Genomic DNA, 14,205 nt, shown 5'->3' with positions numbered 1-14,205 from the left:
ATAACCAAGGCGGAAACGATAACCAAGGCGGAAACGATAACCAAGGCGGAAACAATAACCAAGGCGAAAACGATAACCAAGGCGGAAACGATAACCAAGGCGAAAACGATAACCAAGGCGGAAACGATAACCAAGGCGGAAACGATAACCAAGGTGGAAACAACAACCAAGGTAACAACGCAACCATTGATCCAAAAGCCCTTAAAGATGGTGAATACAGCATTGGCTTTAAAGTTCTAAAAGATCAAACAGAAGAAATTTCAATGATGAACACATATACAAAGAGTCCAGCTGTACTAAAAGTGAAAGATGGTAAGAAGTATGTATCGTTTACATTAACGAATAGTGCATGGATTACAAAGTTTGAGTTTGAGAAGAATAGTTCTTTTGTTAATGCAAAAGTATTAAGTGAGAATAAAGAGCAAAATACAAAAGTAGTAGAGTTAGAAGTAGATGATTTATCTAAAAAATTAAACGCAAAAGTAAAAGTAGATATTGATGCGATGAATTATCACCATTTCTACGATGTTCAATTTGTATTTGATCAAGATAGTATTAAAGTTTTAGGTAACCAAGGCGAAAACGATAACCAAGGTGGAAACAACAACCAAGGCGGAAATAATAAGCCAAAAGTAATAGTTGATCCAAGAAATTTAGTGGATGGTCAATATGATATTCCATTTAAAGTGTTAAAAGATAAAACAAATGAGCTTTCAAAGATGCATGACTATACTGTACACCCAGCAAAATTAATCGTTAAAGATGGTAAAAAGTACATTGAGATGACGTTGAAAAATAGTGCATGGATTACAAAATTCCAAACGGAAAATAACAGTCTTTTTGCTGATGCGAAAGTAGTAAGCGAAGATAAAAATGCAAATAGGAGAGTAGTGCAATTTGAAGTAAGTGATTTATTTGCAAAATTAAATGCAAAAGTAAAAGTTGATATCAACGAAATGAACTACCATCATTTCTACGATGTCCAAATTCAATTTGATACAAATAATATTGGTGTGTTAGGCACGATTAAAGAGGATCCAAAAAATAATCCGAACAATCCAGTGATTACACCGAAAGTAGATAATGTAAAAAAAGTAGATAATCCTGATTTTAACCGAAATGCAGATGATAAGAAGAAAAAAGAAGATCAAAAAAATGATTCGAAAAAAGAGAAAAACTCAAAAACGGCAGATACAGCACAACTAGGTTTATACATGGTGCTATTGCTGGGGTCACTTGCTTTACTAGTTCGTAAATATAGAGCAGGAAGATTGTAATTTTTGGAGTCTTGATGCATGTTCGCATGCATCAAGACTTGTTTCATATTGTTTGGAAAGGAGTGGTGATTGAGAGTGAAGAAAATTGCTAGTGTACTAATGGCTATCATTCTATTAGTGAGTATAGCTGGATGCTCGGCGCCCAAAAAAGAAGCAGCAAAACAGGTAAAGAGTGAGAGTAAAGAGAGAATTGTTGCAACGACAGTTGCTGTTACTGAAATTATGGATGCGTTAGAAGTAGATTTAGTTGGTATTCCAACAAGTACGAAAGATTTACCAAAGAGATATAAAGGTTTACCTGAAGTCGGGAATCCGATGAGTCCTGATATGGAAAAGGTAAAGTCATTAAAGCCGTCAGAAGTATTATCCGTGACAACACTTGAATATGAATTAAAGTCAGTTTTTGATGGTGTGGGCACGAAAGCAAACTTTTTAGATTTAACAAGCTTGAAAAATATGCAAAATTCCATTAGCGATTTAGGTAAGCAATATGGACGTGAAAAGCAGGCTGAAGCAGTTGTAACGAAGTTAGATAACAAGGTTGCAGAGATTAAAAAAGCAGTAAAGGGAAAGAAAGAACCGACAGTGCTTATTTTATTAGGTGTACCAGGGAGTTATTTAGTAGCAACAGAGCATTCTTATATTGGAGATCTAGTGAAACAACTAGGTGGCAAAAATATTGTGCAAGGTGAACAAGTAGAGTATTTAGCTTCTAATACAGAGTATTTAAAAAAAGCTGATCCAGATATTATTTTACGAGCAGCTCATGGTATGCCTGATGAAGTTGTGAAAATGTTTGATAAAGAATTTAAAACAAATGATATTTGGAAACATTTCGTTGCCGTTAAAAATAACCGTGTTTACGATTTAGAAGAGCGCTTATTTGGGACGACAGGTAATTTAGCAGCAATGGAAGCGTTAGATGAATTGAAAAAAATGATGTATCCGTGATGCATTTTAATATAAAGGAAGAGTGGAATGAATAAAAAAACTTGGAGTTTCCTCATTGTTACTGCATTGCTTATTGTTATGACATCATTGTCAGCGATGAAAGGGAGTTTAGAAATAGGTATTGTTGAGCTTGTGCAAGGGATATTTACAGGGGGAAATGAAGATGTTGAAGTGATTAAAGATTTACGTTTCCCACGTATTATTATTGCACTATTTACTGGAGCAGCTCTGGCCGTTTCAGGTGTGCTTTTTCAAGCTGTTATGAAAAATCCACTTGCTGATGCTGGGGTAATCGGGATATCTTCTGGAGCAAGTTTTATGATACTTGTTATTATTACGTTATTCCCGCAATTCTTTTTCTGGACACCGGTATTCGCCTTTTTAGGTGGTGCGTTTGCATGTTATCTCGTTTATGCATTTTCATGGAAGTCAGGGTTAAGTCCGCTTCGCATTATTTTAGTTGGTATAGCTATTAATGCAATGTTCACTGGATTAAATGAATCGTTCATTACGATTTGCGGATACTTCATTCAGAGTATTAAGCAAACGACGACTTCTAACATAACGATGAAGACGTGGGACGATGTAGAAATAATGGTTACATATGGAACGATTGGTCTTATTCTTGCTCTGTTTGTAGGAGCTTGGTGTAACTTATTATCGCTACAAGATAAGACTGCGAAAAACTTAGGTTTGCACGTGACGAGAGTTCGTCTTATTATTTCTGCTATTGCAGTACTTTTAGCAGCAGTATCAACAGCAATTGCAGGTGTTATTGCTTTCGTAGGATTACTCGTTCCGCACATTTCAAGACAACTAGTCGGTTCGGATCATAAAGTATTAATTCCATTTTCTGCTCTTGCAGGAGCGTTATTAATTTTGACGGCGGATACGATTGGAAGGTTAATTGTGCCACCTAACGAAATTCCAGCAGCGACGATTATGGCAGTGATTGGTGGCCCATTCTTAATATTCTTGCTTAGAAAGAGTGATAAAGTTCATGGAAATTAAAAATGTAACCTTTTCGTATGATAATGTAACGGATCGATTAAAGTCGGTTAGTAGTGAAATAGAAATTGGTAAAATTACAACAATTATTGGTCCAAACGGTTGCGGGAAATCGACATTACTTGGTGTGATGTCAAGAAATCACGACCCTCGTAGCGGAGAGATAATACTCGATGGGAAGGCGATTAGTCAATATAAACCGAAAGAGTTTGCTAGAAAGTTAGCCGTTGTCCATCAACAAAATGAAGCACCGGCAGACATGACGGTAGAGAAATTAACAAGTTATGGTCGTATGCCTCATAAAAATATTTTTTCCTCGCAAACTGATGAAGATAGAGAAGCAATCGAAAGGGCTTTAGCATGTACGAATTTGCTAAGTAAACGTGATAAAGAGATTCACGCCTTATCTGGTGGAGAAAGACAACGTGTTTGGATTGCCATGACGTTAGCTCAGAAAACACCAATGCTCTTTTTAGATGAACCGACAACATATTTAGATATTTATTATCAACTTGAAATATTAGAGCTAGTAAAAGAGTTAAATGAAGTACATGGATTGACAATCGTTATGGTATTACATGATATCAATCAGGCGATTCGCTATAGTGATCATATTATTGTTATGAAAGACGGCGAAATTGTTACGAAAGGTAAGCCGAATGATGTTGTGACAGAAAGTATGATAAAGACGATATACGGTGTAGATGTCGTTGTAAAGCAAGATGAAGATACAGGGTTGTATATGGTCCCAATGGGTATTTAAATATGCGAACAATCCGTTTTGAGGTGATGATTTGAGTAGTAAAAAAGAACGGAAGAAGAATTCTTTTTTTCAACGAATACTTACAGTTGTTTTTTTAGGTACCTTTTTCTATTCAGTATATGAATTAGGTGATATTTTCATGGATTACTATGAAAATCGTAAAGTAATGGCCGAAGCACAAAACATTTATGAAAAGAGTCCGATAGAAGAGCAATCACAAGACGGGGAAGTACGTAAACAGTTCAAAGCTCTGCAGCAAATTAACCAAGAAATAGTTGGATGGATTACGATGGATGATACACAAATTAATTATCCAATCGTTCAGGCGAAAGACAATGATTACTATTTATTTCGTAATTATAAAGGTGAAGATATGAGAGCAGGCAGCATTTTTATGGACTATCGTAATGATGTGAAATCTCAAAATCGAAATACTATTTTATATGGTCACCGTATGAAAGATGGTTCTATGTTTGGAAGTTTAAAGAAAATGTTAGATGAAGAGTTCTTCATGTCGCATCGTAAATTATATTACGATACATTATTTGAAGGATATGATCTTGAAGTGTTCTCGGTGTATACAACAACAACTGATTTTTATTACATTGAAACGGATTTTAGCAATGATACGGAATACACATCGTTTTTGGAGAAAATTCAAGAAAAATCGCTGTACAAAACGGATACAAAATTGACAGCGAGTGATCAAATCGTAACACTTTCGACGTGTGACTATGCACTTGATCCGGAAGCAGGAAGGTTAGTCGTGCATGCGAAACTAGTAAAGAGATAGTAAAAAAAGTATAGAATATGAGAAGTGGTAACGCTTCTCATATTCTATACTTTAAAAAAGAAATATGTTTACTGTGCTGCAGCCATTGGCATACGTACAACTTCAACATTGTAGTAAGTGATTTTATTATCAAGAATATATTCTGGCATCCCACCTTGATGTGAATGAGCATCTTTAAATGCTGAGCTCTTCGTCCAACCTTGGAAATCTTCTTTTGCATTCCAGCGTGTGCTAATTGTTACTTCATCATAATCAACTGTATTTTGCGTTAAAAGAACTTCTAATCCTAAAAAGCCTGGCATCGTTTCGACTTGACCTACTTTATTAAAACGCTCAATTAATTTATGTCCATTTCCCTTTGTAATTTTAGCTGTATTTGTAACAATAATCATGTTTTATTCCTCCTATAAATGTAGCCTTTATTTTCGAGAACTCATATACATTAAATGATAATGAAAATCATTATCAATGTCAATGGTAAATGTGAAATAAATAAGTTTTTTGATTATTTTGGACAGTAAGATTTCCATTTCAAAATGTAGTAAATATGTGGCGGTTAAGTGAGGGAATGAGCGAGTTGTACTAGCAAAGCAATAATATGGTATAGTGAAACGAGGCTGTTTTTTCAGGCTCGTTTTTTAAATGCTTCCTATAGAGAAAGCATGCAAATGGAAAGGAAGTTATTATATGCGATCAGAAGTAACTGTAAAAATAAAACCGAAATTTATAAAAGAAATTAAAAGTGGATATCCGCTTATTTTAAAAGATGCGATTCAAAATTTAAATGATGTTCAGGAAGAAGGAACAATCATTAAAGTAGTAGATGAGAAGAACCATTTTGTCGGAAAAGGTTATTATGGAAAACAAAATAAAGGATACGGCTGGATTTTAACGAGAAAAGAGAGTGAACAAATTAATCAATCTTTCTTTGAAAGTAAAATAAAATCTGCCTTACATAAACGAAAGCAATTTTACAAATCAAGTGATACGACAGCATTCCGTGCCCTAAATGGTGAAGGTGATGGTCTTGGAGGCTTAATTATTGATTATTATGACGGCTATTATGTAGTAAGTTGGTATAGTGAAGGGATTTATACTTTCAGAGATGAGATTATAGCAGCTCTTCAAAAAGTAGCAAACTTTAAAGGTATTTATGAGAAAAAGCGTTTTGATACGAAAGGGAAATACATTGAAGGCGATGATTTCGTAGCAGGAGTACGCGGTGAGTTCCCGCTTATCGTAAAAGAGAACGGTGTGAACTTTGCTGTTTATTTAAATGACGGAGCGATGGTTGGTGTATTTTTAGATCAGCGTAACGTTCGAAAACAAATTCGTGATAAATATGCAAAGGGGAGAACAGTATTAAATATGTTCTCTTATACAGGTGCTTTCTCTGTATTTGCAGCGCTTGGCGGAGCGAGTAAAACGACGAGTGTCGACCTTGCAAATCGTAGTTTAAGTAAAACGATTGAGCAGTTTAGTGTAAATGAAGTTGATTATGAAGCGCAAGATATTATTGTAGAAGATGTATTTCTTTACTTCAAATATGCAGCTAAGAAAAAGATGAAATTTGATATGGTCGTACTTGATCCTCCAAGTTTTGCACGCTCAAAAAAATATACATTTAGTGCAGCGAAAGATTATAAAAACTTACTAAAAGAAACAATTGCGATTACAGAAAATAACGGGATTATCGTTGCTTCTACAAACTGTAGCGCATTTGATATGAAAAAGTTTAAAGGATTTATCGATACGGCATTTAAAGAAATGAATGGCAAATATAAAATATTAGAAGAACATTCTTTACCAGAAGATTTTCGTACCATTGATCAATTCAAAGAAGGAGACTATTTAAAAGTAGTTTTCATTGAGAAAATTAAAGGGTAATAAAGAAAAAGGAGCTCGAGTTTACTTGAGCTCCTTTTCTTATTGAACGATATTTTGTACTCTACCGACTTGCCCGTCCTGCAATCGTACTTTAATGCCATGTGGATGAGAAGGGGAGTTTGTTAAAATATCTTTTACAATTCCACGTGTTAATTTACCGGTGCGTTGATCTTGTTTTAATACAATATCAACTTCAAGACCGGGTGCGATATTAGAACGTTTTTGTCCGTTCATTTATACACCTGTACGTCTACGTTGGTTGTTTGTTTTCTTCGTTTGTTGGTTTTGTAATTTTTTCGTTGCTTGGCTTTGATTTGTATTATTTGCACCATTTCCATTTCCTTGCTTTTTCTTTGCAAGTTGTTCACGCATTAAATCAGCTAAGCTTACTTTTTTGTTTTCTGACATGATAAGTCTCCTTTATATAAAGTTAATTATGAACAATAGTAGTGAATTTTATCATATCATTGTTAAGGAAGGAAGGGAAGTTGGTTTGAAAATTCATATAATTCTTTCCAGTATTCATCCGTTACGATACAATTGAAATGTTAATGTTTGTAAAAAAGGGGATAGACATATGTCACATCATATTTTATTAGTTGAAGATGATATTTCAATTCAAGAGATGGTGGAAAAGTATTTAATAAAGGAAGGTTTTCAAGTTACAATCGCGTCTGACGGAGAAGAAGGGGTGCAAGCATTTTTTAAATCATCCTTTGATTTAGTTATCCTCGACATTATGATGCCAAAGCTAGATGGCTTAGAGGTTGTGCGAATCATTCGGGAAAAAAGTGCCGTTCCGATTTTAATGATGTCGGCAAAAGATACAGATGTTGATAAAGCTGTTGGATTAGGACTTGGAGCAGATGATTACATTTGTAAGCCGTTTTCTATGATTGAATTGGCTGCACGTGTAAAAGCGGGTATTCGGAGGTCTACGAAATATTCAGCTACAGAAACAACAGAAAAGATGATTCAAATTGGTGATTTAGCAATTAATCCAATTAATTTTACGGTTGAAAAAAACGGAAAGCCGCTCAAACTTACTTTAAAAGAATTTGAGATTTTAAAGCTATTCGTAAAGAATCAAAATCGTGTATTTACGAAAGCGCAAATATATACGTTAGTTTGGAACGAAGAGTATTACGGTGATGATAATGTTATAAATGTTCATATGAGAAGATTGCGCGAGAAAATTGAAAGTGATCCATCTAATCCAGAGTATATTAAAACGTTATGGGGCATCGGCTATAAGTTGGAAGTGATGTAATATGGTCAATTTGTTAATAGGTATTATTTTTACATTGTTATGTGTCATTTACATACAGTATAAAATGAGAGAAAACAGTAGCAAAAATTTACGATACACATATGAAAAGCTAGAAAGTATTGTAAATGAACAAACAGGCGAGAAGTTACTCGTTATGACAGATAATCTACAATTACAAAAATTATTAGTGGCAATTAATCAATTACTAGCTGCAAAACAGAAAACGAATGCAGATCATGCAAAAGTAGAAATTTTGATGAGAAAAATGCTTTCAAATATTTCACATGATTTAAAGACGCCACTAACAGTTATTCTTGGATATACAGAAATGTTAAATAAGGATAAAGCGATGAGTAAAGAAGAACAGCAAATATTACTTGAAAAGGTGCATGTAAAAACACTAGAAGTAATGGAATTGATTCATAAGTTTTTTGATTTAGCAAAATTAGAATCTGGTGACAAGGCAATCGAGATGACAAAAGTAAATATGAATGAAGTTTGTCGTGAGAAGATTTTATCTTTTTATGATTTAGTGACGGCGAAAGGGTTTCAAGTTCATATTGATATACCAGAAAGAAATATATATGCACTTGGAAATGTAGAAGTATTAGGTAGAGTATTGAATAATTTAATATCAAATGCAATTACATATGGAGACGATGGAAAGACACTTGGTGTGAGGTTAAGAGATGATGAAACGAGTGTGTATATAGATGTATGGGATACAGGGAAAGGAATTGATGAATCTCATATTGATAAAGTGTTTGAGCGTATGTACACACTTGAAGATTCAAGAAATAGATTGTACCAAGGGAGCGGTTTAGGGTTAACGATTACGAAACGGCTTGTGGAAGCGATGTATGGAAAAATTAACCTTTCTAGTAAGCCATATAAAAAAACGATTTTTACAGTTGTATTAAAAAAGATGCTGTTTTAGCTTGTAGAGAAGTAGATTCTACAAGCTTTTTTCAGCGTAAGGAATTTGTAAGGAACGGGTAAGAAAAAAGAGATTTCCGTTGTCTATTATAGAAGTATAAGGTAGTGCGAAAGGAGACAGTGACATGACATATATATTAAAAACGAATCAGTTAACGAAAGTGTTTAAAGGGAAAGAAGTTATTTCTAGCGTCAACATGCATGTGAAAAAAGGAGAGATATACGGTTTCTTAGGACCGAATGGTGCAGGTAAAACAACGATTATGAAAATGATTACAAATTTAATAAAACCGACGAGCGGTGATATTGAAATTTTTGGTGAGAAGTTAACGGATACATCTTATGAATTGTTAAAGCGCATGGGGACAATTATCGAATATCCAATCTTTTATGATAAATTAACGGCGAAGGAAAACTTAGAATTACATTGTGAATATATGGGGTATTACGACAAGAACGCAATTGATCATGCTTTAAATTTAGTGAAATTGCACGGTATAGATGATAAAAAAGTAAAAGATTTTTCATTAGGTATGAAGCAACGACTTGGTATTGCAAGGGCAATCATGACAAAGCCAGAATTACTCATTTTAGATGAACCTATTAACGGCTTAGATCCAATTGGTATTAAAGAATTACGAGACTTATTTAAAATGCTCTGCAAAGAATATGGTATTACGTTATTAGTCTCTAGTCATATTTTAGGCGAGATGGAACAAATGGCGGATACAATTGGTGTAATTCAAAATGGAAAACTAATAAAAGAAGTTTCAATGAAGAGTATTAACGGAAAACAAACAGAGTACATTGAAATTACTGTTCTTGATGTGAAGCGTGCAGCTTATATTTTAGAAGATAAACTCGGTATAAAAAATTACAAAATAATGAGTGGAAATATGATTCGTGTGTATGAATTGGCGGCGACACAGCAAGCCATTTCAAAAGCACTTATTATGAACGATGTAGAAATTGAAAGTATTAATAAGAAACATAGTTCCTTAGAAGAATATTTCTTAAATGTAATGGATGGAGAGGGCATTCATGCTTAATGGATTGTTAGTGAATCTAGTAAGTGGATTGATTGTAATGTTCATAAGTGGGATTTTATATTATAGAAAACCAGAGCGGAAATGGTTGTTAATTGTACTAGTGATAGGAATAGTAAGCGTAGTTACGGCTGGAATTAGAATGTTAGCAGCGTAGAGATAGTTATATAAAGGATGGAGGAGTGGTTTGTATGCTTAGATTAATGAAGCTTGAGTGGAAAAAGCATCGATTATCTAGTTACTTTAAAAGTGTAGCAATTTGTATTATAGCAATTTTCGCTGCAGTAAGCCTTATGGCATTAGGAATGAAAGCTGAGGGAGACGTGCTCTTCTCTGACTTCACACAGAACATGGCTTTAGCAAATATTTTTATTAGGATAACATTCATTATTTTTAGTTCGGTCATTTTATCACGTTTAGTAATTGATGAGTATAAGAACAAAACGATACAACTATCATTTATGTACCCACTGCAAAGGAAAATGTTAATGAGAGCGAAATTAACAATTGTTTTTTGTTTTTGTTTTGTGAGCACGATTATTGCTACTTTTATTATTAGTTTGCTCGTATATTTTGTGAGTCCAATGATGGGACTGATTGAAACGCCAGCTACGATAGGTGAAATAATAGCTATCGTTCCAGCTACTATTATAAGTGCATTTATGATATCTGGTATAAGTTTAATTTCTTTATTTTTTGGGATGAGAAAGAAATCAACACCGACAACAATTACTTCGGCTGTAATAATTGGTATGCTGATTAGTGGTAACGTTGGGGCTGAAAGCAATCAAGTAAGTATGTTTGATTTTATAGCTATCCCAATAGTGCTCTGTTTATTAGGGATTTTCATTAGTTATCTATCGTTTCGTAAAATCGACAAGATCGATGTGGCGTGAAGCAAGCCTAAAACAAAAACGAACTGGGGTATGAATGGTGAAAAAAATAATAGTAATTGCAATATTATTTTTGACAATTGCTAGTGTGGTTTTTGGCTTTAAGGTATTTCAGGGGAAAGATTTTAAGAAAGAAAAGTCTTTTGAGATAAATCATATAAAAGAAATAGAAGTGAACAATGAAGACTGGGATATTGAATTTATAGGTACAGATGCTAACAAAATAGTGATTTTGGCTCAAGGTAAACAAGTGGATGAAGAGATAGATCCTGTCGAAATAGAACATGAAGGGAATAAAGTTATAGTTAAGCAAAAACAAAAGGCGACCAGATTCTTTAATGGTTTTACGTTTAGGAAGAAAAATAGTATATCTATAGTTGTTCCGAAGAAAGAAATAGATAAAATTGTATTAAATAATAAATCGGGTGATGTGAAAATAAGGGATATAGAAGTGAAAAATATTGTGACAAAAAGTGAGTCTGGAGATGGAATGGTTGTAGGACTATCGGCAGAGAAGGGTGAATTTACATCCGAAAGCGGAGATTTAATGTTAAAAGATAGTTCATTACAAGAAGTAAATATAACTTCTACTACTGGCGATAATTATGTGAAAAATATAAAAAACGAAAATATGAACATCACTTCAACATCCGGTGAAGTATTACTGAAAGATATGAAAGAAGGAAAATCATTATTTGTAGAAACAAAGTCAGGAGATATTGGCGTAAGATATAAAGGTGTTCCAGCTTCATTGAAACTTACGGCTAAAAGTAATTCGTCTGACGTAATGATAGATTTAAAAGGACTTAAGAAAGATAAAAATACAGAAAAGATAAAAGCAGGAACGATTGGTGATGCAAAAAACAAAGTGGAGATTTTAAGTAAAACAGGGGTAATTTATATCGATTAAAATGTAAATGAAAGGAGGACTATTATGCTACGTCTTATGAAGCTAGAACTGAAGAAATTTAAGATTGGATGGTATGTGAGGGGAGCGATTATTGCAAATATCGCTATACTGGCATTACTGATCTTTACGAGCATCGTTTCTCAAATAGAAGGAGATCCAGAAATAAGAGATCCACAGATGGTTTTGTTAATGGCTAGTACATTAGTAAGAGCAACATTTATTATTTTTGGTAGTGTGTTAATCGCAAGGTTAATAATTAGTGAATATAAAAACAAAACAATACTACTTATGTTTTCTTATCCAATTAACCGAAAGAAAATGATGGTTAGTAAGTTGGTTATTACAGCAACATTAACATTTATAACAGTTATTTTATCTAATATTTTAGTAGTAGGAATGTTCTTTGGGCTAGATAGCTATTTTTCAATTCTTCCTAATTCATTCACAGTAGATCAATTGATGCAAGAAGGGATAAACCTTGTTCCTTTAGCCGTTGCAACTGCGGGAATAAGTTTAATCCCACTATATTTCGGAATGCGTAAACGTTCAGTGCCAACTACAATTGTTTCATCCCTTATCGTTGTATCAATTGCAATGAATAGCACTACGTTTTCTGTAGCAACTTTCCTTCCTCTTCAACTAGCATTGGCAGCAATTGGAGTTGTGATTGCATGTTACGGAATTAAAAATATAGAGAAGGAAGATATAACTGTATGACAAGAATAAAAAAAGAGTTGACGTTACAGCAACTCTTTTTTTGTATATGTATGCTTTGTTACTACTCTGTAAATTTGGAGTGTTTGCTTAAATATGCTTGTACTCCTGGAGAAATATTAAAGTTATTAGGACTTTTATATTCGATAGTAAACTCTCCGTCTTTACTTGTTTCAAAGGAGATTGCATAGCTATTCATTTTAGCATCGTAAGAAGTATTTTTGACTTCCGCATCTAGATTAAAGTATTTTGTAATATATTCTTTTGATTCCGTAACTGCTGTTTGTTTTCCCCAAGGGGTACCATAACTTGTACAATAAAGAGACACACTGATAACTCCGATAATAGAAGTTAGTAAAATAGTTCCCATAGCTATTTTTTTATTTTTTGTATTCAATTTGGTTGCCCCTCCTTATAATATGTATTCATTTTAACGTATTTTTTCCATAAAACAACCATTTAGCAAAAATAGTTTCACATGAAACAAGTTACAGAAAAAGACAAGATGTGTAAACAACTTGTCTTTTTTTATTGTTACATTTTAGGAGCTTCCATTCCAGCCGCGGCCCATTCTTCTTTTGCAGGACCATATACGCCAGGGACGGTTAAGCCAGCTTGGCGCATTAAAACAGTCATTTGTCCGCGGTGGTGATTTTGATGATTAATGAGTGTCATTAAAAATATAGAATTCGGCATAGGACGACCAAAGAAGTCATTAATAGTAGCTAAGTCTTTATCAGTCCATTCGCCTTGAAGTGCATCAACAAAAGCTGCGTTCACTTTACGATACCCATCTGAAATTGTTTTAGCTGAAGGTGGAACAGGATAATCTTTTGTTTCTCCTTCAAATTTAAGTCCCGTACCAGATAATATAACTGGAATTGCCGTCACGATATGCCAAGCAACTCTGCCTAACGTCCAGTGCCCAGGTGCAATTTCTTTTGACAAAGATTCATCTGTTAATGCATCGAGCATCTTCTGAGTAGACTCAGCCTCGTATGTCCATGATTGCAAGAAGCCTTCAATAGTTTGATACATGTTATCCCTCCTCGTTATGTTCATAGGTTACATTCGTGAAAAAAAGATAGTTTCCTTTTGATCTTATAAGAACGAATAAAAAAGGAGGCTTCTTCCCACTCTTCTTCCTCATCAACTATAAGAAATAAGGCGCTCCAAGTACAGCAACGTTCAAATTTGTGTTAACGATAAAGAGTTGAATAATTGTTGAGCTGAGAGCTGAAATGCCGATTTCTATTAAAGCAAGGGCTATTGAGCTAAATCCTAATTTCCATGAAAAAAAGGAAAATTTCAACTGCAAGTAGTCCGCCGATGAATACACCAATTGGATTGAAGTTTATATGTATATGCAGAATGAAAAAAAGAATTTCATTTGAGCAAGAAGGCGAAAGTACAAGCAAAAGGAGAGCAAATCGCATGTAATAATTACTAGAATGTATGGAATAAATCTGTGTTTATCCCGACTAGGTAAAGTATTTCTTTGTTATTTAAATAGATGTTTTTTAACTCGGCGATTGTACTTAAAAGATTGAATGTGAAGGAAGTGGTCAACATGTCTTCATGGCGCAATAATATAAATGGGTATTGTGAGTGTAATAATCAAAATGGTGTACATGTTGATTCTTGCTGTTTTAGTTGTGATGGGACAGTTCCTAAGCTGGGCCCAACAGGTCCGACGGGAGTAACAGGTCCAACAGGAGCGACGGGAGTAACAGGAGCGACAGGAATAACAGGAGCAA

The 14,205-nt window shown here is 34.1% G+C and carries 18 protein-coding genes and 1 pseudogene; 14 read left to right on the top strand and 5 right to left on the bottom strand.

All coding sequences use genetic code 11. From position 1 onward, the window contains the following. The 5 genes from CER22_RS29365 to srtB all read left to right on the top strand — a co-directional run. Positions 1–1,277, top strand: a 1,277-nt coding sequence (locus CER22_RS29365; protein ID WP_142293597.1) for an NEAT domain-containing protein, incomplete at its 5' end; no start/stop codon positions are given. 75 nt (positions 1,278–1,352) lie between these two features. Beyond that, entirely contained in the window at positions 1,353–2,228 is an 876-nt protein-coding gene (gene isdE, locus CER22_RS29360) for a heme ABC transporter substrate-binding protein IsdE (protein WP_088610299.1), read from the top strand. A 27-nt stretch (positions 2,229–2,255) separates the two neighbouring features. Then, entirely contained in the window at positions 2,256–3,239 is a 984-nt protein-coding gene (locus CER22_RS29355; protein ID WP_088610298.1) for a FecCD family ABC transporter permease, read from the top strand. Continuing rightward, positions 3,229–3,999, top strand: a complete 771-nt coding sequence (locus CER22_RS29350) for an ABC transporter ATP-binding protein (protein ID WP_000403736.1) — start codon at positions 3,229–3,231, stop codon at positions 3,997–3,999. The genes CER22_RS29355 and CER22_RS29350 overlap by 11 nt, the downstream gene beginning before the upstream one ends. 31 nt (positions 4,000–4,030) lie before the next feature. After that, positions 4,031–4,792 carry a class B sortase gene (gene srtB / locus CER22_RS29345; protein WP_088610297.1) on the top strand — a complete coding sequence of 254 codons (762 nt, stop codon included), beginning with the start codon at positions 4,031–4,033 and terminating at the stop codon, positions 4,790–4,792. Between the two features lie 68 nt (positions 4,793–4,860). Here the strand turns inward: srtB and isdG are convergent, their stop codons facing one another. Further along, positions 4,861–5,184: a heme oxygenase gene (gene isdG, locus CER22_RS29340; protein WP_000587825.1), complete on the bottom strand. Its 324-nt coding sequence runs from the start codon at positions 5,182–5,184 to the stop codon at positions 4,861–4,863. Between the two features lie 295 nt (positions 5,185–5,479). On the opposite strand from isdG, the gene CER22_RS29335 reads away from it, so the two are divergent. Next, positions 5,480–6,679 carry a class I SAM-dependent rRNA methyltransferase gene (locus CER22_RS29335; protein ID WP_087985357.1) on the top strand — a complete coding sequence of 400 codons (1,200 nt, stop codon included), beginning with the start codon at positions 5,480–5,482 and terminating at the stop codon, positions 6,677–6,679. A gap of 39 nt (positions 6,680–6,718) precedes the next feature. Here CER22_RS29335 and CER22_RS29330 read toward each other — a convergent pair whose 3' ends face one another. Both CER22_RS29330 and CER22_RS33340 read right to left on the bottom strand, forming a co-directional pair. Further along, positions 6,719–6,913, bottom strand: a complete 195-nt coding sequence (locus CER22_RS29330; protein ID WP_001014310.1) for a YwbE family protein — start codon at positions 6,911–6,913, stop codon at positions 6,719–6,721. After that, positions 6,914–7,087 (bottom strand): hypothetical protein, encoded by a 174-nt coding sequence (locus CER22_RS33340; protein ID WP_048544295.1) that lies wholly within the window; start codon positions 7,085–7,087, stop codon positions 6,914–6,916. 169 nt (positions 7,088–7,256) lie between these two features. Here CER22_RS33340 and CER22_RS29320 point away from each other — a divergent pair, with 169 nt between their 5' ends. The 7 genes from CER22_RS29320 (at position 7,257) to CER22_RS29290 (ending at position 12,451) form a co-directional block, all read left to right on the top strand. Beyond that, a complete protein-coding gene (locus CER22_RS29320; protein ID WP_088610296.1) occupies positions 7,257–7,949 on the top strand; it encodes a response regulator transcription factor in 693 nt (230 codons plus the stop codon). A gap of 1 nt (position 7,950) precedes the next feature. After that, positions 7,951–8,886: a sensor histidine kinase gene (locus tag CER22_RS29315; protein ID WP_088610295.1), complete on the top strand. Its 936-nt coding sequence runs from the start codon at positions 7,951–7,953 to the stop codon at positions 8,884–8,886. A gap of 124 nt (positions 8,887–9,010) precedes the next feature. Continuing rightward, entirely contained in the window at positions 9,011–9,934 is a 924-nt protein-coding gene (locus CER22_RS29310; RefSeq protein WP_088064530.1) for an ABC transporter ATP-binding protein, read from the top strand. After that, a complete protein-coding gene (locus CER22_RS33335) occupies positions 9,927–10,088 on the top strand; it encodes a hypothetical protein (RefSeq protein ID WP_176546134.1) in 162 nt (53 codons plus the stop codon). The genes CER22_RS29310 and CER22_RS33335 overlap by 8 nt, the downstream gene beginning before the upstream one ends. Positions 10,089–10,122: 34 nt before the next feature. Next, positions 10,123–10,827 (top strand): ABC transporter permease, encoded by a 705-nt coding sequence (locus CER22_RS29300; protein ID WP_088064528.1) that lies wholly within the window; start codon positions 10,123–10,125, stop codon positions 10,825–10,827. Positions 10,828–10,861: 34 nt separating this feature from the next. Then, a complete protein-coding gene (locus CER22_RS29295; RefSeq protein ID WP_142293595.1) occupies positions 10,862–11,734 on the top strand; it encodes a DUF4097 family beta strand repeat-containing protein in 873 nt (290 codons plus the stop codon). A gap of 24 nt (positions 11,735–11,758) precedes the next feature. After that, positions 11,759–12,451, top strand: a complete 693-nt coding sequence (locus CER22_RS29290) for an ABC transporter permease (RefSeq protein ID WP_088610294.1) — start codon at positions 11,759–11,761, stop codon at positions 12,449–12,451. Positions 12,452–12,512: 61 nt separating this feature from the next. Here CER22_RS29290 and CER22_RS29285 read toward each other — a convergent pair whose 3' ends face one another. Further along, on the bottom strand, positions 12,513–12,845 hold the full coding sequence (locus CER22_RS29285) for a YfjL-like protein (RefSeq protein WP_087985349.1): 333 nt from the start codon (positions 12,843–12,845) through the stop codon (positions 12,513–12,515). A 137-nt stretch (positions 12,846–12,982) separates the two neighbouring features. Further along, the gene (locus CER22_RS29280) at positions 12,983–13,486 is read right to left on the bottom strand and encodes a DinB family protein (protein WP_088064526.1); all 504 of its coding nucleotides are present in this window, start codon (positions 13,484–13,486) and stop codon (positions 12,983–12,985) included. Between the two features lie 532 nt (positions 13,487–14,018). Here CER22_RS29280 and CER22_RS29275 point away from each other — a divergent pair. Beyond that, positions 14,019–14,205 (top strand): annotated as a pseudogene (locus CER22_RS29275) (collagen-like protein); the annotation flags it as partial.

The sequence above is a fragment of the Bacillus sp. K2I17 genome, from assembly GCF_002209985.1.
GTDB classification, from domain to species: domain Bacteria; phylum Bacillota; class Bacilli; order Bacillales; family Bacillaceae_G; genus Bacillus_A; species Bacillus_A wiedmannii.
This window is presented reverse-complemented; position numbering and strand designations above follow the sequence as displayed.

Bases quoted from the DNA above. Each gene is read 5' to 3' on its own strand.
- CER22_RS29290 (WP_088610294.1), top strand. From the start codon at position 11,759: ATGCTACGTCTTATGAAGCTAGAACTGAAGAAATTTAAGATTGGATGG.
- CER22_RS29335 (WP_087985357.1), top strand. From the start codon at position 5,480: ATGCGATCAGAAGTAACTGTAAAAATAAAACCGAAATTTATAAAAGAA.
- CER22_RS29310 (WP_088064530.1), top strand. From the start codon at position 9,011: ATGACATATATATTAAAAACGAATCAGTTAACGAAAGTGTTTAAAGGG.
- CER22_RS29330 (WP_001014310.1), bottom strand. From the start codon at position 6,913: ATGAACGGACAAAAACGTTCTAATATCGCACCCGGTCTTGAAGTTGAT.
- CER22_RS33335 (WP_176546134.1), top strand. From the start codon at position 9,927: ATGCTTAATGGATTGTTAGTGAATCTAGTAAGTGGATTGATTGTAATG.
- CER22_RS29295 (WP_142293595.1), top strand. From the start codon at position 10,862: ATGGTGAAAAAAATAATAGTAATTGCAATATTATTTTTGACAATTGCT.
- CER22_RS29315 (WP_088610295.1), top strand. From the start codon at position 7,951: ATGGTCAATTTGTTAATAGGTATTATTTTTACATTGTTATGTGTCATT.
- CER22_RS29320 (WP_088610296.1), top strand. From the start codon at position 7,257: ATGTCACATCATATTTTATTAGTTGAAGATGATATTTCAATTCAAGAG.
- CER22_RS29355 (WP_088610298.1), top strand. From the start codon at position 2,256: ATGAATAAAAAAACTTGGAGTTTCCTCATTGTTACTGCATTGCTTATT.
- isdG (WP_000587825.1), bottom strand. From the start codon at position 5,184: ATGATTATTGTTACAAATACAGCTAAAATTACAAAGGGAAATGGACAT.
- CER22_RS33340 (WP_048544295.1), bottom strand. From the start codon at position 7,087: ATGTCAGAAAACAAAAAAGTAAGCTTAGCTGATTTAATGCGTGAACAA.
- CER22_RS29280 (WP_088064526.1), bottom strand. From the start codon at position 13,486: ATGTATCAAACTATTGAAGGCTTCTTGCAATCATGGACATACGAGGCT.
- CER22_RS29300 (WP_088064528.1), top strand. From the start codon at position 10,123: ATGCTTAGATTAATGAAGCTTGAGTGGAAAAAGCATCGATTATCTAGT.
- CER22_RS29350 (WP_000403736.1), top strand. From the start codon at position 3,229: ATGGAAATTAAAAATGTAACCTTTTCGTATGATAATGTAACGGATCGA.